At 43.0% G+C, this 19,000-nt stretch carries 20 protein-coding genes; 3 read left to right on the forward strand and 17 right to left on the reverse strand.

What is annotated here, in order from left to right; translation table 11 throughout:
• Positions 1-226: 226 nt before the first annotated feature.
• Positions 227-646, forward strand: coding sequence for a secondary thiamine-phosphate synthase enzyme YjbQ (locus tag BTO08_RS13755; protein ID WP_105061367.1), 420 nt, complete (start codon positions 227-229; stop codon positions 644-646).
• Between the two features lie 64 nt (positions 647-710).
• Here BTO08_RS13755 and BTO08_RS13760 read toward each other — a convergent pair whose 3' ends face one another.
• From BTO08_RS13760 to BTO08_RS13770, 3 genes are read right to left on the reverse strand one after another with little or no spacing between them, the layout of a single operon-like run.
• Positions 711-1,979 carry a BamA/TamA family outer membrane protein gene (locus BTO08_RS13760; protein WP_105061368.1) on the reverse strand — a complete coding sequence of 423 codons (1,269 nt, stop codon included), beginning with the start codon at positions 1,977-1,979 and terminating at the stop codon, positions 711-713.
• Between the two features lie 28 nt (positions 1,980-2,007).
• Positions 2,008-3,087 (reverse strand): alanine racemase, encoded by a 1,080-nt coding sequence (gene alr, locus BTO08_RS13765; protein WP_105061369.1) that lies wholly within the window; start codon positions 3,085-3,087, stop codon positions 2,008-2,010.
• A gap of 27 nt (positions 3,088-3,114) precedes the next feature.
• A complete protein-coding gene (locus BTO08_RS13770; protein WP_105061370.1) occupies positions 3,115-4,512 on the reverse strand; it encodes a replicative DNA helicase in 1,398 nt (465 codons plus the stop codon).
• A gap of 249 nt (positions 4,513-4,761) precedes the next feature.
• On the opposite strand from BTO08_RS13770, the gene BTO08_RS13775 reads away from it, so the two are divergent.
• Positions 4,762-5,520 carry a DUF481 domain-containing protein gene (locus BTO08_RS13775; protein WP_005372793.1) on the forward strand — a complete coding sequence of 253 codons (759 nt, stop codon included), beginning with the start codon at positions 4,762-4,764 and terminating at the stop codon, positions 5,518-5,520.
• 94 nt (positions 5,521-5,614) lie between these two features.
• On the opposite strand, the gene rplI is transcribed toward BTO08_RS13775, so the two are convergent.
• The 7 genes from rplI to nsrR all read right to left on the reverse strand — a co-directional run bounded on the left by rplI (position 5,615) and on the right by nsrR (position 11,211).
• The gene (gene rplI, locus BTO08_RS13780; RefSeq protein ID WP_005372794.1) at positions 5,615-6,067 is read right to left on the reverse strand and encodes a 50S ribosomal protein L9; all 453 of its coding nucleotides are present in this window, start codon (positions 6,065-6,067) and stop codon (positions 5,615-5,617) included.
• Positions 6,068-6,105: 38 nt separating this feature from the next.
• Positions 6,106-6,333 carry a 30S ribosomal protein S18 gene (gene rpsR, locus BTO08_RS13785; RefSeq protein ID WP_002539422.1) on the reverse strand — a complete coding sequence of 76 codons (228 nt, stop codon included), beginning with the start codon at positions 6,331-6,333 and terminating at the stop codon, positions 6,106-6,108.
• A 15-nt stretch (positions 6,334-6,348) separates the two neighbouring features.
• A complete protein-coding gene (gene priB / locus BTO08_RS13790) occupies positions 6,349-6,651 on the reverse strand; it encodes a primosomal replication protein N (protein ID WP_005372796.1) in 303 nt (100 codons plus the stop codon).
• Between the two features lie 9 nt (positions 6,652-6,660).
• Positions 6,661-7,050 (reverse strand): 30S ribosomal protein S6, encoded by a 390-nt coding sequence (gene rpsF / locus BTO08_RS13795; RefSeq protein ID WP_005372798.1) that lies wholly within the window; start codon positions 7,048-7,050, stop codon positions 6,661-6,663.
• A 290-nt stretch (positions 7,051-7,340) separates the two neighbouring features.
• The gene (rlmB, locus tag BTO08_RS13800; RefSeq protein WP_005372799.1) at positions 7,341-8,075 is read right to left on the reverse strand and encodes a 23S rRNA (guanosine(2251)-2'-O)-methyltransferase RlmB; all 735 of its coding nucleotides are present in this window, start codon (positions 8,073-8,075) and stop codon (positions 7,341-7,343) included.
• Positions 8,076-8,078: 3 nt separating this feature from the next.
• Entirely contained in the window at positions 8,079-10,637 is a 2,559-nt protein-coding gene (rnr, locus tag BTO08_RS13805) for a ribonuclease R (RefSeq protein WP_105061371.1), read from the reverse strand.
• A gap of 139 nt (positions 10,638-10,776) precedes the next feature.
• Positions 10,777-11,211: a nitric oxide-sensing transcriptional repressor NsrR gene (nsrR, locus tag BTO08_RS13810; protein ID WP_005372804.1), complete on the reverse strand. Its 435-nt coding sequence runs from the start codon at positions 11,209-11,211 to the stop codon at positions 10,777-10,779.
• Positions 11,212-11,314: 103 nt separating this feature from the next.
• Between nsrR and hmpA the strand changes: the two genes are divergently transcribed.
• On the forward strand, positions 11,315-12,517 hold the full coding sequence (gene hmpA / locus BTO08_RS13815) for an NO-inducible flavohemoprotein (protein WP_105061372.1): 1,203 nt from the start codon (positions 11,315-11,317) through the stop codon (positions 12,515-12,517).
• A gap of 77 nt (positions 12,518-12,594) precedes the next feature.
• Here hmpA and motX read toward each other — a convergent pair whose 3' ends face one another.
• The 7 genes from motX to hfq form a co-directional block, all read right to left on the reverse strand.
• Positions 12,595-13,221: a flagellar protein MotX gene (gene motX / locus BTO08_RS13820; protein WP_198038478.1), complete on the reverse strand. Its 627-nt coding sequence runs from the start codon at positions 13,219-13,221 to the stop codon at positions 12,595-12,597.
• Positions 13,222-13,415: 194 nt separating this feature from the next.
• Positions 13,416-14,732, reverse strand: coding sequence for an adenylosuccinate synthase (locus tag BTO08_RS13825; RefSeq protein WP_005372810.1), 1,317 nt, complete (start codon positions 14,730-14,732; stop codon positions 13,416-13,418).
• Positions 14,733-14,854: 122 nt separating this feature from the next.
• Complete coding sequence (locus BTO08_RS13830) at positions 14,855-15,049, reverse strand: DUF2065 domain-containing protein (RefSeq protein WP_105061373.1); 195 nt, start codon at positions 15,047-15,049, stop codon at positions 14,855-14,857.
• Between the two features lie 73 nt (positions 15,050-15,122).
• On the reverse strand, positions 15,123-16,124 hold the full coding sequence (gene hflC, locus BTO08_RS13835; protein ID WP_105061374.1) for a protease modulator HflC: 1,002 nt from the start codon (positions 16,122-16,124) through the stop codon (positions 15,123-15,125).
• Between the two features lie 2 nt (positions 16,125-16,126).
• Positions 16,127-17,293 (reverse strand): FtsH protease activity modulator HflK, encoded by a 1,167-nt coding sequence (gene hflK, locus BTO08_RS13840; protein WP_005372815.1) that lies wholly within the window; start codon positions 17,291-17,293, stop codon positions 16,127-16,129.
• 54 nt (positions 17,294-17,347) lie between these two features.
• The gene (gene hflX, locus BTO08_RS13845; protein WP_105061375.1) at positions 17,348-18,637 is read right to left on the reverse strand and encodes a ribosome rescue GTPase HflX; all 1,290 of its coding nucleotides are present in this window, start codon (positions 18,635-18,637) and stop codon (positions 17,348-17,350) included.
• Between the two features lie 28 nt (positions 18,638-18,665).
• Positions 18,666-18,932: an RNA chaperone Hfq gene (gene hfq / locus BTO08_RS13850; protein WP_005372819.1), complete on the reverse strand. Its 267-nt coding sequence runs from the start codon at positions 18,930-18,932 to the stop codon at positions 18,666-18,668.
• Positions 18,933-19,000 lie beyond the last annotated feature (68 nt).

A 19,000-nucleotide genomic window follows, 5' to 3' on the forward strand; every position in this document is an offset into this window, starting at 1 on the left:
TTTCGCACCCATACACTGTTTGCGAAAGATCCCCGATTTTGCTCATTAGCCTATGATGGCAGGCTTATTTATAATTTTGATCACTTGTGATGATGCCGCGAAAAGAAAAAGATCGTCATTGCGGTAAATCACGAAAACTTGGAATGCATCATACCTGTATTTCGCATCAATGTAATAATGCGAATAACTAATCAAACTAAAAGGTTAAACCTATAGGTAAATAGCCATGTGGTATCAAAAAACAATTAATCTTACTCCTCAAAAGCGCGGTTTTCACCTTATCACTGAGGAAATAGAGCAACATTTACATGAGATCCGACCTTTAAGCGTTGGATTAGTCCATTGTTTTCTCCAACACACCTCGGCAAGCTTAACCATTAATGAAAATGCCGATCCTACGGTACGTCATGATATGGAGAAACATTTTAATCATTTTGTACCAGAACGTGCGCCATATTATCGACATACCTATGAAGGAGATGATGATATGCCAGCACATATTAAAAGTTCATTGTTAGGTAATAGTATCTCGATCCCTATTTCACAAGGACGTTTAGCATTGGGTATATGGCAAGGTATTTATTTAGGTGAGCACCGTGATCATGGCGGCTCTCGCCAAGTCGTGATCACTATTCAAGGCGAATAGCATATTGAAGATACAAAAAAGCACTTACCTCTAACAATGACGGTTAAGTGCTTTATATTTAATACTAGAACGGCTGGTTAACCATCACTCTAAAGGTGCTTTCCTCACTGCCCCACGCCATTTCGGTTCGGACAACAACACCTTCGACTTGAAAACGTACTGCGCCACCAGCGCTCCATTTCATGTCTGAATGCAACTCAGAGAGATTGTAACTATCCGCAACACGACCAACATCAGCAAATGCTACCCACTGCCACCAAGGCACGTTGTACCAATTAAAGACAGGCCATTCACTCAGAGGTTGCCATTCTGGCATCACGCGATATTCTGCACTGTAGCTGATTGCTGATCGCCCAACATATCGCCCCGTTTGAAAACTCCGTAAGCGATATAAGCCCCCCAGTTTGACTCCTGCATATTCAGGTGGACGATGATAACCATCTTTTGAGTCCGTTGTATTCCAACTTGGGGTATCAGCGGTATACACATTAAACGCCAAGACTTGCTGATCAAATAAGTTATCCAGCTTACCTAAATTCAAATACCAACTTTGGTTTATTTCCCATTTCCACCAGCTTGTTTGCTCTGAGGTATCAGGCGCATATGTCAGTTTAAATTGACTTTTACTGCCTTGGGTTGGATTCGCAGTATTGTTTTGGTTGTTCCATTCAAACCGAGTTTCTAGCCCCCACACACTGTCATTATGTGAAAAATCTGAAGAAGGGATCGGTGTGTTTTTAGCAAACTGACGAGATTGATAGAACGGGCGAAAATCTATTGATGATACGCCGCTTTCCCATGGCGTATGACCTGTTAATTGACGGTTAGGATAAAGTGCAGATTGAATAGGATCATGCTTACCTTGTCCAATCGGCAAAATATAACGCGCACTTAATTGATGCCTTGACTCTTGCGCATCAGCAATGATCCTATCATCGAGGTGGGAATCATTTTGGGTCGCCTTTCCTACATAGTAATTAAAATCTTTATAATCACCACTGTAAAGCTCTGCTCCAAATAGCCAACGGCTGTCGGCAGATAACGCGTAATTATAAGCCCCCAGATACGTCATCCATGTGCCTTTATCTGTCACCAGCCCAGCGACTAATAGTGAAGCTTGTGGTTGCCCTGCTTTTTTGACAACACCTGCGGCACCAATAGACAATCCCATGCTATCGGTAGAAAACATAAAAGGTACTGCAGCAATATCTGAATCGGTATTTTGTACCGCTTCAGAACCATCAATATCAAGTAATTCATTTTCAGCATGAATATCGGCTGAAACCAACAAAGCCGCAGCATACGCCACGGCTTTTAATTTTCTTTCTTCCATTAAAGCTTATCGTCCAATGTTTAATGCATCACGTATATGCCATCGCAACCCGTGGTGTTAATTTAGTGACCAATTCATACGCAATCGTGCCAATGTGCTCAGCCACAATCTCAGAAGGTAATCCTTCGCCCCATAATGTTGCAGTATCGCCGACTTTATCCTGTGCATCTGGCCCTAAATCCACCGTTAGCATGTCCATCGAAACACGCCCTGCCATCGGCACAATACGACCATTAACAAGCACTGGTGTGCCGTTGGGGGCAGTACGTGGATAACCATCGCCATATCCAATCGCAATCACACCGACTTTGGTATCTCGCTCACTCGTCCAAATACCACCGTAACCGACTTGCTCACCTTTTTTGACATCACGTACAGCAATCAGGCTAGAGGTTAATGTCATCACAGGCTTTAAATCATAAGCAGAAGCAAAACGTTCAGACTCATTAAATGGTGAAACACCATACATAATGATCCCCGGGCGAATCCATTCTAGCTGGCTATCAGGCCACGCTAAAATACCCGCAGAGGCGGCTAATGAACGCTCACCTTGATAATCTTGAGTTAAATCCAAAAAGGTATCTAGCTGCTTTAACGTAATATCAGAGCTTAAATCATCAGCATTACCAAAGTGACTAATAAAACGTAATGGCTTTGCGACATTCTCACAGGCATTTAAACGTGCCATAAAATCCGTCAGATCTTCTGGACGTACACCTAAGCGGTGCATACCGGTATCAATTTTCACCCAAACTTGCACAGGGTTATCAAGCTCAGTCTGTTCTAATGCTTCCAATTGCTCAATCGAGTGAACCACAGTATGAATATTATTGGTCACTAATACTGGAAGATCGCTCGGTGCATAAAACCCTTCTAATAATAAAATAGGTTTTACGATCCCACCTGCACGTAAAATTAATGCTTCTTCAATACGAGCAACACCATACGCGTCAACATTCGTAAGCGTTTGAGCAACACGAAGTAAGCCATGCCCATAAGCGTTGGCTTTTACGACCGCCAAAACTTTACTATTTGGTGCGTGTTGACGGATCAACCCCAAATTGTGGGCTAATGCTTCAGTATCTATATGTGCGGTTGCAGCTTTCATCCAAAATCCTAAATAATATTCTTACGCTTACTCTTCATCGTAGGCAGGACCTGCATAATTATCAAAGCGAGAGAACTGGCCTTGGAAGGTTAAACGGACGGTACCGATAGGACCATTACGTTGCTTACCTAAGATGATTTCAGCGATCCCTTTAAGGGCACTATCTTCGTGATAAACCTCATCACGATAAATAAACATAATTAAATCGGCATCCTGCTCGATCGCACCGGATTCACGTAAATCTGAGTTAACAGGGCGTTTATCGGCACGTTGCTCCAACGATCGGTTAAGCTGCGACAAGGCAACAACCGGGACGTTTAATTCTTTTGCCAGCGCTTTTAACGAGCGGGAAATCTCAGCGATCTCTAATGTACGGTTATCTTGCAGACCCGGCACTCGCATTAATTGCAAGTAGTCAATCATGATCATGCTAATACCGCCGTTATCGCGGGCGATACGACGGGCACGTGAACGGACTTCCGTTGGTGTTAAGCCAGAACTATCATCAATGAACATATTCTTCTTTTCCATCAGAATACCCATTGTTGATGAAATACGTGCCCAGTCTTCATCATCGAGTTGACCGGTACGAATTTTAGTTTGGTCAACACGCGAAAGTGACGCCAACATACGCATCATGATCTGTTCGGCTGGCATCTCTAACGAGAAAATAAGTACAGGTTTTTCCTGCTCCATTGCTGCGTTTTCACATAAGTTCATCGCAAAGGTAGTTTTACCCATCGATGGACGTGCCGCAACAATGATTAAGTCAGATCCTTGAAGGCCAGCGGTTTTTTTATTGAGATCGGTAAAGCCTGTCGATACACCGGTCACACCATCTTGTGGTGATTGGTATAGAATCTCGATACGTTCTAAGGTCTTTTCTAAGATCGTATCAACGCTTTGTGGACCTTCTTTATCGTTGGTACGTTGCTCTGCAATCGCAAAGACTTTACTTTCAGCCATATCCAGTAAGTCTTCACTGGTACGGCCCTGTGGATCATAACCGGCATCGGCAATTTCATTTGCCACACCAATCATGTCACGAATAAGTGCACGCTCGCGGACAATATCAGCATACGCTAAGATATTTGCCGCTGACGGTGTATTTTTTGCCAGTTCAGCTAAGTAAGCAAAACCGCCTACATCATCAAGTGTGCTTGATTGCTCAAGGTTTTCAGACAGGGTGATCAAATCTAGCGGCTGACCCGCTTCTAATAGTGCCGCTGTCGCCTGAAAAATAATCCGGTGTGGACGACTGTAGAAATCATTGGCAACGACTTTTTCAGCCACCATGTCCCACTTTTCGTTATCCAGCATCAAACCACCAAGAACAGATTGCTCAGCCTCTAAAGAGTGAGGCGGCATCTTAATGGCGTCCATTTGATTATCTTTTGGTTTTTTCGGTTTACTATTATCTGCCATAGAAATTGCGTATTAGCCAAGAACAAGAATGAAGCATAGTAGTATACCCCATACATTCGGTTCTGAGCAGTCATAAACTTACGACTCGCATCAAACCTGATAGTTATTTAATTATGCGCCTTTTTAAATTATCTGACAGTCAAGGTTAAGGATTCCTAACCAAAAGCTGACAAATTTGAGTTAGAATGCGGACGCATAATACTTATCATCAATAACACTCAATTTACGACACCTGCCGTGGGAGGACCTTTGGCAAGATACCTACTGACATTATTGCTGCTTGCCAATACTGCAGCCCATGCTGCTGACGTTCAAGATATCGAAGAAGATGTCTCGCCATCTCACTTTACCAGTGAGGTGGGACTTGGGTTTACAGCACTTGCTGGTAATTCAGATTCACAGACGCTAAACGCTAATTATGATCTGCAATATATCAAAGGTCGTTATAAAACTAACGCAGATACGAGCCTACTAATGGCGAAGAAAAATGGCGAAGAAGATAAACGTAAGATGTCAGCCAATTTGAAAACACAAATGCTGATCCGTGATGGCTATTACTTATATGGTAGCGGCAGCTATATTGATGATCGCTATGGTCCATATTATGTTGATTCACTCGCTTCTGCTGGTATCGGTTATCGTCTCTTTAGCTATGAAACGTTTCAAGCCTTGGTCGATATTGGTCCTGGTTTTCGTCACCAAGATCCAAACCTAGATGAAATTGATGGTGATATAGTCAAACCAGAAGTAGTGAATGAAGCTGTTTTACAAAGCTCATTAACCATGACATGGAAACCGCTTAAAACACTTTCTGTGGAAAATAAAACCAATATTGTGGCTGGTAATAGTAACACTACGATCCAAAATGATTTATCACTGACCAACTCGATCACCGATAATATCGCATTGAGTATTGGCTTTAACTATACCTATTACACCTGGGTGCCTAACAATATGAAAAACTTCGATTCTAGTACTATTGTTAGCCTGATTTACAGTATGAAGTAAAGCTAAGGATTGACGCTAACGGTTTTCCTTCTCAAATTTCAGACATAAAAAAACCAGCCCGAAGGCTGGTTTTTTCTATTAAAGCTAAAAGCGATTACTCTGCAGCAACAACGTTTAGTTTAACAGTTGCGAATACATCTGAATTTAGCTGAACGCTAACTTCGAATTCGCCAGTAGTACGTAGTGCACCTTCAGGTAGACGTACTTCGCTCTTAACAAGTGCAACGCCAGCAGCAGTTACTGCATCAGCGATGTCACGAGTACCGATAGAACCGAATAGTTTACCTTCGTCACCAGCTTTAGAAGCAATTACTACTGCTTCTAGTGCGTTTAATGCTTCAGCACGAGCTTGAGCAGCAGCTTGTTGCTCAGCAACTTTAGCTTCTAGCTCTGCACGACGTGCTTCGAACATTTCAACGTTAGCTTTAGTTGCCATTACTGCCTTAGCTTGTGGGATAAGGAAGTTACGAGCGTAGCCAGCTTTAACGTTAACTTGGTCGCCAAGGCTACCTAGGTTAGCGATTTTATCAAGTAGAATAACTTGCATTATCTTGTCCTCTATAAAAGTCTAAAAACTACTACCGATTACTGATGCTTGTCAGTGTACGGTAGAAGTGCTAGGTAACGAGAACGCTTGATAGCGCGAGCTAGCTGACGCTGGTATTTAGCGCGAGTACCAGTGATACGGCTAGGTACGATTTTACCAGCTTCAGTGATGTAGTTTTTTAGAGTTGCTACGTCTTTGTAGTCAATCTCTTGTACGCCTTCTGCAGTGAAACGGCAGAATTTACGACGACGGAAGAAACGAGCCATGGGCTATCTCCTGATCTAAATTATGTCAATGTGATCGGCGTGCAATACTAATTTACCAATGCCGTTACGGCCGGTTTGATAAGAGATAAACCCTCCTACCTTAACATTGCTTCCGATAACTAAATCTTGAGTGAGTACTTGTTGACCTTTGCCACTGACTACCACGTTAATATAACAATATACTTGGCGTGGTAGGCCTGCTTCCTGTTGAATCGAACGATGCTCAAGCACAAAGTGACAATGAGGTATGCCCGCAGGAGACTGGCTTCGTTTGGGTTGTTTAGCAATAGTGCCAACTAACTCCAGACGATTGGTCATTTATACAAATTACTCAGCAGCTGCTTCGCCTTCAGATTGTGCAGTTTCTGCACGATCTTCACGCTTAGTGAAACGCTCTTCTTTAGCCTTCATCATTGGAGATGGCTCAGTAACAGCGTTCTTAGTACGCATGATCATGTTACGGATCACTGCGTCGTTGAAGCGGAAGTTTGACTCAAGCTCGTCAACTACAGACTGCTCAGCTTCAACGTTCATTAGAACGTAGTGTGCTTTGTGCAGTTTGTTGATTGGGTAAGCCATTTGACGACGACCCCAATCTTCTAGACGGTGAATCTGACCACCAGAATCTTTGATAGCAGCAGTGTAACGCTCGATCATGCCAGCAACTTGCTCGCTTTGATCAGGGTGCACCATGAATACGATTTCGTAATGACGCATAGGTTGCTCCTTACGGATTATTCAGCTTCCCTTGTCGGCTCGGTTATCCTGGGGAAGCAAGGAACTAAAAAAAGAACCGAGAATTTGGACGATGGATAGTACAGAGAATGATCAATTGAAGCAAGAAAATTCTGTGCTCTACGCCAAGGTTTTTCCTGCCCACTGGCAAGTTATCTTGACTCTTTGTCTATCCCAATAAAAACACCCTTATCCAGTTAAACCGAATAAGGGTGTGGGATTACTGACACCAGGCTAAATGTGCAACATTCTTTACTGTTGTCAGTAACATATTAGCTACGTTGACGTACCGCTTCAAACAAACAGATACCTGTTGCTACTGATACGTTTAAGCTTGATACCGAACCTGCCATTGGAATTTTGATCAAATCATCACAGGTTTCACGGGTTAAACGACGCATACCTTCGCCTTCTGCACCCATCACAATCGCTAATGGACCAGTCAGCTTACTTTGGTAAATATCATGCGTTGCTTCACCAGCCGTACCTACAATCCATACACCTTTATCTTGCAGTGCACGCATAGTACGCGCCAAGTTAGTCACACGTACTAATGGCATGATTTCAGCCGCGCCACAGGCAACTTTACTTGCCGTTGCATTCAGTTGTGCAGAACGATCTTTCGGAACGATAACAGCAACCGCACCCGCAGCATCCGCATTACGTAGACATGCGCCTAAGTTATGCGGATCTGTCACACCATCTAAAATTAATAATAATGGATTTTCTTTACCCACCAATAAATCATCGAGATCGTTCTCATTGTATTGCTTACCCGGACGAACACGCGCAACGATACCTTGGTGAGAAGCACCTTTTACTTTGTCATCAAGTGCTTTACGCCCTGCTTCTTGGATCGTGATACCCAGTGACTGCAGCTCTGTTACTAGCGGCAGTAAGCGATCATCTTCTCGTCCTTTCAGTACAAAGACTTCAATAAAACGAACTGGATCAGATGCCAGCACTGCTTTCACGGCATGGATGCCAAAAATCATATCATTACTCATGGTTTAACTCTTCTTTGCTGCGCGTTCGGCTTTTCCCGCACGTTGCTTTTTCTTTTTGCGAGATTTCGGTTTCTTTTTAATCTCAGCTTTCGGTTTTTCATCCGTTGGCTTACGGCGTTTCTTTGGCTTCGGTTTATTCTTCTCGTCCGCCAGTGGAATTGCGCCTTCTTTTAGCTTTTTACGTACCGAAGAACGTTCGCGTTTTGATTCACTACGCTCTTCTTGTTTTGCCACGCCATCTTCTGATTTGTACACTTTCAGGCTTTGACGACGTAGACCATCGGCTTTACGTAAACGCTGTTTTTTCTCATGACTCTTAGCCGTTTTACCTGCGCCACGTTGCTTGCGCTCAGAGCCAACAATATCAAAGTCAATCTGACGATCGTTTAAGTTAATCGATGCTACTTTCACTTTCACGGTATCGCCTAAACGGTATACCACACCAGAGCTATCACCTACCAAACGTTGACCTACTGGATCAAATTGGTAGTAGTCATTAGCTAGGTTTGAAATATGAACTAAGCCATCAATGTTCAATTCGTTTAAGCGAACAAAGAAGCCAAAACCTGTCACATTGGCAATCACACCGTCGAACTCATCGCCTAAGTGATCTTGCATGTATTCACATTTAAGCCAATCAGAGACATCACGCGTTGCGTCATCAGCACGGCGTTCAGTCATTGAACATTGCTCACCTAATGCATCAATTTCATCAAATGAGTAATGGAAACCACCCGTTGGTGTTGTATTACCACTGTTACCAGCTTGCTTTGCAACTAAATATTTAATCGCGCGGTGCAGCGTTAAATCAGGGTAACGACGAATTGGCGAGGTAAAGTGCGCATATTCAGTTAATGCCAAGCCGAAGTGACCAATATTGTCACCTTGGTATACCGCCTGCTTCATTGAGCGTAGCAGCATGGTTTGGATTAACTCGCGATCTTTTCGAGTTTGAATCGCATTGGCCAGCTCTGCATAATCTTTTGGCGTTGGCTCTAACCCACCGCCAAGATGTAAGCTTAGCTCACCTAAGAAATCACGGAAGCCCTGAAGGCGCTCTTCACCTGGGGTATCGTGAACTCGGTATAGTGCTGGCTCTTTCGCACTTTCAACAAAACGTGCAGAAGCAATGTTAGCTAAAATCATACATTCTTCGATGATCTTATGCGCTTCATTACGCACAGCCGGCACAATACGGTCAATCTTACGATCCACATTGAAAATAAATTGGGTTTCAACCGTTTCAAATTCAATCGCACCACGTTCTTCACGTGCTGCTTTCAGCACTTTGAACATGCTGTAAAGCTCTTCTAAATGCGGAACAAGTGGTTCATAACGCTGACGAAGTTCTTCATCGCCTTCAAGCATTTTACTGACTTTGGTGTAAGTCAAACGAGCGTGAGAATTCATTACCGCTTCGTAATGCTTGTAACCTGTTAACTCACCCGTATCAGAAATGGTCATTTCACACACCATACACAAGCGATCTACTTGCGGGTTTAGTGAACATAAACCATTCGAGAGTACTTCCGGCAACATTGGGATCACTTGTGCAGGGAAGTAAACCGAGTTACCACGCTTAACAGCTTCGTTATCGAGTGCTGATTTATGACGAACGTAATAACTCACATCGGCAATCGCAACCCATAAACGCCAGCCACCTGATGTGGTACGCTCACAGTGAACCGCATCATCAAAGTCACGAGCATCTTCGCCATCAATGGTTACCAGCGGTAATTGACGTAAATCAACGCGGCCTTTTTTCGCTTCTTCCGGCACTTCTTCTGTCAAATGTTGAATTTCTTTATCAACTTCTGACGGCCATACATGCGGAATATCATGGGTGCGTAACGCAATATCAATTTCCATACCCGGCGCCATATTTTCGCCCAGTACTTCTACAATACGGCCAACAGCATTGTGTTGACGCGTCGCTCGTTGGTTAATTTCGACAACAACTACATTCCCCATACGTGCGCCTTGGCGAACGTCTTGTGGGATAATGATATCTTGAGCAATGCGAGAATCGTCTGGCACCACATAGCCCATGCCATCTTCAAGGAAAAAGCGACCAACAATCTGAGCTGTGCTTTCTTTTAACACACGAACAACACGTGCTTCTTTACGACCACGCTTATCTTCACCGCCCGCTTGCGCCAAAATGTAATCACCGTGGATCACACCACGCATTTGGTGATGCGGTAATAACAAATCATTGTCTTTACCCAACGAACCTTCAGGGCGTAAGAAACCAAAGCCGTCACGGTGACCCATAACGTAACCTTTGATCAAATCTAAACGCTCAGGCAATGCATAACATTGACGACGGGTGAAAATTAACTGGCCATCACGCTCCATCGCACGTAAACGACGGCGTAAGCCTTCATAGTGATCATCGCCTTCTAGCTTTAGCTCAGCAAATAACTGGTCACGACTCACCGGGGTACTAAAACCACGAATCACTTCAAGTAAGTGTTCACGGCTTGGGATCGGGTTTTCATAATTAGATGCTTCGCGATCGCGAAAAGGGTCGACCGGTAAATCGGTAGTACCTTTAGACATTATATTTTTCCTGTAGGCCAACCTATACCTGAGGTATATCTGGCTTTTAGGTGATCAGACGGGAGCAGCGCTATAAAGACTGCTGCTCCACTAAATTTTGGGAGGAATATGCTAATTAAACGTATAACCAAATGATGTTTTATAACTTGTTAGGGTTGCTTAATAAATTTAGCAACGGCGCATTATCTTCAACTAAGGTTAACAAGGTATATTTATCTAGCTCAGCCAAAAATGCTTCTCTTGCATCAGCAAGCACACCTTTTAATCGGCAAGCTGGCGTTATATGGCAAAAATCAAGGCTACAATTAACAATCTGTAACGGTTCTATTGCACGTACGACATCGCCAACAATAATAGATTCAGCTGACTTACCTAAACGAATGCCACCATTTTTTCCGCGCACCGTTTCGATATAGCCTAATTGACCTAATTTATTGATTATTTTAACCATATGGTTACGTGACACATTGTATATTTCTGTCACTTTCGTAATACTTGTTAGCTCACCTTCTGGTAGCGACGCAAGATATATCAGAGCTCGTAAGCCGTAATCGGTAAAACTAGTTAACTGCACAATGGCTCCTCCTGTTGTTATTTTAATCTTCTTATTGACTAAAAGATACAGATCAGATACAACTTATAACATACATTATAAATACATGTTTTAGGAAGTGCTCATGCTTAGTCAAAAAACGATCGATATTGTTAAAACAACAGCTCCTGTCATTGCAGAAGCAGGCCCTATGGTTACCCAACATTTCTATCAGCGTATGTTTAGCCACAACCCTGAGTTAAAAGATGTTTTTAACATGAGCCACCAAAAAAATGGGGCAAACAACGGACCTTCTAGCCAACAAGAAGCGTTATTTAATGCCATTTGTGCTTATGCCAATAATATCGAAAATCTTGCTGTGCTTTTACCAGCAGTAGAAAAGATTGCTCACAAACATACCAGTTTTATGATCACCGCAGAGCAATACAATATTGTTGGCTCTCACCTTATCGCAACCATTGATGAATTATTAGCGCCAGGACAAGATGTATTAGACGCTTGGGCTGAAGCTTATGGATTGCTGGCGAATATTTTCATCAATCGTGAAGAAGAAATCTATCAAGAAAATGCAAATAAAGTTGGTGGATGGCGTGGCACTCGTGAGTTTGTCGTAACCAACAAACAACAAGATAGCGAATTTATCACGAGCTTTACCTTTAAGCCTACTGATGGCGGTAAGGTCGCAAGCTATAAACCTGGGCAATATCTGGGGATCTACCTTAATGCTGACGAATTAGAGAACCAAGAAATCCGTCAATATAGCTTATCTTCAGCGCCACAAGATGATCAGTACCGTATTTCAGTAAAACGTGAATCTCACGGTAAAGTTTCAAACTACTTACATAACAATATCAATATTGGCGATAAAGTAATGCTTGCAGCTCCTGCTGGTGACTTCTTCTTAGATGTTGAAGCAAACACACCTGTAACATTACTTTCCGCAGGTGTGGGTTTAACGCCAACGCTTTCAATGCTTGAATCACTGACTGAACACCAAGCACCTGTTAACTGGCTACATGCCACAGAAAATGGCGCACATCATGCCTACAAAAAACAGGTAAAAGCACTCGCGCAGCAACACAATCACATTCAAGATATCACTTGGTATAACGCTCCGCTTGATAGCGATCTTCCTGCCGAAGATTATGACTACCAAGGCTTAATGGATCTCAGCACAATAGCAGCACAGCTAACAGATGAAAACATGCACTTTTACTTCTGTGGCCCTGTTGCCTTCATGCAATATATCGCTAAACAGCTATTAGCATTAGGTGTATCTGAAGATCGTATTCACTACGAATGTTTCGGCCCACACAAAGTCCTATAACTTAACGTAGCTAATACAACAAAGCACAGCGAAATGCTGTGCTTTTTTAATCTGTTTACTGGGTTATTTGGGACAAGTTACCATAAACTTGAACGTTGTTTTGCCCGAGCAATAATATTTTCTGGCATACGTAATTCTAATTTTCGACGTAACGTACTCAGTTGGTTATATAGCGATTTATTCGCCGTCGTAGTTTGATACAGCCAGCGATAAGCATCTTCGTAATCAAGTGGACTACCGTGATCTGACACTAATAGTTCAGCTAACTGAAGACGCGCTTTAATATTACCTAGCGCCGCAGCTTCTCGTAAATACGGGATCGCACGCTCTTTATCTTGTTGCAATAACACTCCGTTCGCATAATAACGCCCTAATTGTTCCAGCGCTACCGGTGATCCTTGCTGCGCAGCCGCTCGCATATAATACAAACCTTGCTCGACATCTTTGTCTACACACACGCCCCAAGCCAACATATCACCATATAAAAACTGATAAGAAGGTGACTCTACTCGTTCAGCACGGGCTTTAATATCTTGTACAAGCTGGCAATCGTCAGCTTTTATTTTTTTTAGATGCTGATTCGTTTCAAAAAGCTGTATCAGTTCATCATCGCTATAAATGGGAACAGCATCTCCCACATTATCCAATGCGTAAGCGGAAGATATAAATAACTGGCTCATCAATAATAAGATCGGAAGCTTCATCATCATTGGATCTCAAACTAGGGATAGTCTTTTATCGACATTAACTCTAAAGACTTTAGCGAACTTTCTCTGACTGAGTGATGATTTGCTTTTAGATGTGTTTATAGATCGAGAATATGGCTGGATTCACTTTATCAAAATATAAAAAAACCAGCCCGAAAGCTGGTTTTTAAATCAATTCGCATCAGCGATAATTATTCACCGTATGGGTGAACTTTGATGATTGTCTCGTTACGGTCAGGGCCAGTAGAGATAATATCAATTGGAACACCAGTTAGCTCTTCGATACGTGCGATGTAATCTAATGCTGCTTGTGGAAGCGCATCTAGTGACTTAGCACCAAATGTAGTTTCGCTCCAACCCGGCATTGTTTCATAAACAAGCTCTAGATCTTCGTACTCGTCAGCAGCCATTGGTGAAACTTCTAAGATTTCACCGCTCTTAGTTTTGTACGCAGTACAGATTTTTAGCTCTTTTAAGCCATCTAGTACGTCTAATTTAGTTAGACAGAAGCCAGAGATAGAGTTGATTTGTACCGCACGACGCATAGCAACGGCATCGAACCAACCTGTACGGCGTAGACGACCTGTTGTCGCACCAAACTCGTGGCCAACATCACCTAAGTGCTTACCTACTGGATCTTGCTTGTCTAGACCATCGTATAGCTCTGTAGGGAAAGGACCTGCACCAACACGCGTACAGTAAGCTTTCGCAATACCAAGAATGTAACCTAGGTGACGAGGACCAAAGCCAGAACCTGCAGCAACACCACCAGCTGTCGTGTTAGAAGAGGTTACGTATGGGTAAGTACCGTGATCGATATCTAATAGCGTACCTTGCGCGCCTTCGAACATGATCTTGTCGCCACGTAGACGAGCGTCATCAAGCTCTTTAGTTACGTCGATAACCATAGACGTTAGGATATCAGCTTGAGAAAGTACTTTTTCTAGCACTTCTTCGTAGTTTACAGGCTCAGCGTTGTAGTAATGCTCAAGCTGGAAGTTGTGGTAAGCCATCACTTCTTTAAGCTTTTCAGCAAATGCTTCTTTATTGAAAAGATCGCCAACGCGTAGACCGCGACGTGCAACTTTATCTTCGTAAGCAGGACCGATACCACGACCAGTCGTACCAATTGCTTTTTTACCACGAGCAGCTTCACGCGCTTGGTCAAGAGCAATGTGGTAAGGAAGAATTAACGGACAAGCTTCTGACAGGAATAAACGCTCACGAACAGGAATGCCACGTGCTTCTAGTGGACCCATTTCATTCATTAACGCATCAGGAGAAAGCACCACACCGTTACCGATGATGCATTTAACATTGTCACGTAGGATACCTGATGGGATCAGGTGAAGAACTGTTTTCTCACCGTCAATAACTAGGGTGTGACCTGCATTGTGACCGCCTTGGTAGCGAACCACATATTTTGCATCTTCGGTCAGTAGGTCAACGATTTTACCTTTACCTTCGTCACCCCATTGGGTGCCAAGAACGACTACATTATTTGCCATCTTTCTTCATCTATCAGTAGTTAAAAAGGGATTCTAGCACCTTAACATTCAGCTTGCAGTCATTTTTTAGCCGTGTAGACCATTTCTGCAAGCTAATTGTCACGATTGTGTGCTTATGTATTTTACATCTGTCTATACATCATATACGCAATAACCGCACCGGCAACAACCAAACAGCCACCAATACGACGCAAATTATTATCATTTTGTTGGCTTAACTGGTTAACCATCTCTCGCCATCCGCGAGGCGCAAGTAATGGCCCTAAGCCTTCAACCACTAATACTAAGCCTAGTGCCATCCAAATTGAATGTGACATTTTTCTTTTCCCCATAAAAAAAGACAAGGCCGAGGCCTTGTCTTTACGATAACAGATGTCTGTTGTGATTGGTTTAGTTTGCTTTAAGTTCTGAATGATTCATGTACTTAAAGAATTCATTGTTAGGATCAACAACCAATACATCATTTTTAGAGTTGAAGCTCTTCTCGTAAGCTTTAAGCGAACGCCAGAAGCTGTAGAACTCTGGGTTTTGGCTATAAGCTTTTGAGTAAATCTCTGCCGCTTTTGCATCCGCGTCACCACGAATAACCTGTGCTTTACGTTTTGCTTCAGACAGAACAGTAGCTACTTCAAGCTCAGAACGTGCACGTAACTCTTCAGCACGTTGACGACCTTGAGAACGGTAACTACGCGCCACTGATTCTCGCTCTGCACGCATACGACGGTAGATAGACTCACTGATTTCATCTGGTAGGTTAATTTTCTTAATTCGGAAATCAACCACTTCAATACCCAAATCTTTCGCACTTTCACGCGTTTCTTCAAGTACATCAGCCATGATTTGATCACGTTGACCTTCAACTTGCTTCACCGGAACCACACCTTCAATTACCGCTAAAGCTGCTTTTGCTGCTTTAGTCTGTGCAATATCAGACGCTGTGGCTGGTGTTGAAATGCTATCTTCTCCAGAGACGATCTGCTTAATTTCTTTCGAACCGATTTCAGCACGTAGGCTATCGACTACTTTACGCTTTAATAGCGCTTCTGCAGTTGATGTATTACCACCACCTGTTGCTAAGTAGTACTTACCAAAATCTTTGATACGCCATTTCACATAGGTATCAATGATTACGTCTTTCTTCTCAGCCGTTAAGAAACGATCAGCCTGATCATCCATAGTTTGAATACGTGCATCTAAATCATGAACACGGTCAAACACTGGTACTTTAAAATGTAGGCCGGGCTCATAAATACGGGCAATTTCAGTATTGTTATCTTTTAAGATACGACCGAAACGCACCACGATACCACGCTCACCTTCTTTTACGACAAACACTGACATCAATAATAGAGCAATAAAAATCACTACTACTGGGATCATTAACTTACGCATAATTAATATCTCCCTTGACGGCCAGTATCAGCACGAGGAGCAGGTGCAACTGGAGTTGGAGTTTCTACTTTTTCTAATTCAATACCGCTTAAACGATCTGAATTATCGGTTTTCTTATCAGCTTGATTTGACTGAGACATCAGCTTATCAAGTGGTAAGTACATCATATTATTACTGCCACCTGATTTAGTATCAATTAACACTTTGCTGGTGTTACTGTACACCTTCTCCATGGTATCTAGATACAAACGCTCACGTGTCACTTCTTTCGCCGCTAGGTATTGTGGCAACAATTTATCAAACTGTGCTACATCACCCAATGCGCCATTAACAACACGCTCAGAGTAACCTTCTGCTTCATTCTTCAGACGCTCAGCACGACCCGTTGCTTTCGGCAAAATGTCATTACTGTAAGCTTCTGCTTCACGAACGTAACGCTCTTCATCTTCTCGCGCTGCGATTGCATCATCAAATGCATCTTTCACCGCTTCAGGTGGACGAGCTGACTGGAAGTTCACATCAACAACACGGATACCCATGTCGTATTTAGCAATAATTTTATCAATTGCCGCTTGAGTATTCGCACGAATAGCCTGACGACCTGTCGTTAATGCCTGATCCATGGTTGAATCACCAATTACAGCACGAAGTGCAGAATCAGTTGCCTGACGCAAACTGTCATCAGCATTCGTTACGCTAAATAGGTACTTCTCAGCGTTATCAACACGGTACTGAACATCCATTTCAACTTTCAGGACGTTTTCATCTTTCGTTAACATCAAGCCAGATGCACGGAGAGAACGGATCGCTTGAATGTTGACAGGAATAACTTCATCAATAAACGTTGGTTTCCAGTTCAGACCAGGTTTTACAACTTGATCGAACTTACCAAAACGTAGCACAACACCTTGCTCTGCTTCGCCAATGGTGTAAAAACCAGAAAAACCCCAAACTGCCGCAGCTAATACGGCAACAGCCCCCAAGCCAACAGCGCTCCCGCTGCCACTCGGCCCTTTTTTATTTCCAAACACACCGCCAACTTTACGACTTAGTTTTGAAAAAACCTCATCGAGATCTGGTGGTCCTTGTTCACGTCCACCGCGATTATTATTACCCCAAGGGTCTTTATCATCACGGCCGCCGTTGTTTCCAGGCTCATTCCACGCCATTATAGAACTCCATCAATATGATATGACGACAGTTTTTATTACTCTAGTAATCCATTAAGCAACGATAAAGTCATCTAACGAAGTACTTTCTCTTTTTTGTAATCGAGACCATTCCGCCAAAGGCAAACGAATATCAATCATCAAATAACCGTCTGATTCGTATTCTTCTTGTAAAATACATCCCAGCTGATAAAACTTGCTACGGATACGCCCAATCATTTCAGGGGGTACACGTAAGGTATGCGCTACCATCGTACCGGAGAGGCGTTCAGTTAGAGCTTGGAATAACAAGTCAATGCCTTGCCCTTCCATCGCTGAAACCCAAACGCGACGAGGAACTCCCTCTTCATCTCGTTCAATGCGAGGTTCTGCATGCTCTAAATTATCAATTTTATTCATGATAATTAAAGTAGGCACTTCACCCGCATCAATTTCTTCTAGTACTGTTTCAACAGCTTCAACGTTTTCACGGAAGCGATCATCACTTGCATCAACCACATGAAGTAAAAGATCAGCTTCTTGTGTTTCTTTAAGGGTAGCTTTAAATGCTGCCACTAGATCGTGGGGAAGATGTCGAATAAATCCAACGGTATCAGCTAAAATAGCGGTACCTACATCAGCCACTGCAATTTTACGTAGTGTAGGGTCTAGAGTTGCAAACAGTTGATCGGCGGCGTAAACCCCCGCATCGGTGATCCGATTAAAGAGTGTGGATTTACCAGCATTGGTATATCCCACTAATGAGATCGTTGGAATTTCTGCACGATTACGCGCGCGTCTTCCTTGATCACGCTGTTTAGCCACTTTATCTAAACGACGTAGAATTGTTTTAATTCGATCGCGCAATAAACGTCTATCTGTTTCAAGCTGCGTTTCACCAGGTCCACGCAGACCGATCCCCCCTTTCTGTCGCTCAAGGTGAGTCCAACCACGAATCAATCGGGTTGAGATATGACGTAACTGTGCAAGCTCGACTTGCAACTTACCTTCATGGGTACGTGCGCGTTGAGCAAATATATCTAAGATCAAACCTGTTCTGTCGAGTACACGACACTGACAAATTTGCTCCAAGTTACGCTCTTGAGCGGGAGACAAGGAGTGGTTAAAGATAACGATATCAGCTTCCGCTGTTCTTACCGCGTCGGCAATTTCTTGTGCCTTACCTTCTCCAACGTAATATTTAGGGTGCGGAGTCTTACGGCTGCCTGTGACAACATGCAGTGTATTTACGCCCGCTGAGGAGACCAGCATTTCAAATTCGCTAAGATCTTCCCATTCCCCATCTTGCGTGAAGTTAATATGAACAAGAATCGCCTGTTCACCGGCTTCATAACGGTCAAACAAGCCACTAACTCCTTAATGGAAGAATAAATTATTCTTCAGTTTTTTCTGGACGTTCAGTACCTGCTGGACGATCACCTGCGTGGTGATGGTTCACTGGACGAGCAGGAACTACCGTTGAAATAGCATGCTTATATACCATTTGGTTTACAGTGTTTTTTAATAGGATCACAAATTGGTCAAAAGACTCAATTTGTCCCTGTAGTTTGATACCGTTTACCAAGTAAATTGAGACCGGAATTCGTTCACGACGCAGCGCATTTAAAAACGGGTCTTGCAGAGATTGCCCCTTAGCCATTATTTCTTTTCCTTATTTGTTTGTAGTTGTATTAGCAACGAACAAAAACTAAAAATACGCAAAGCAGT

Source organism: Photobacterium angustum (genome assembly GCF_002954615.1).
GTDB classification, from domain to species: domain Bacteria; phylum Pseudomonadota; class Gammaproteobacteria; order Enterobacterales; family Vibrionaceae; genus Photobacterium; species Photobacterium angustum_A.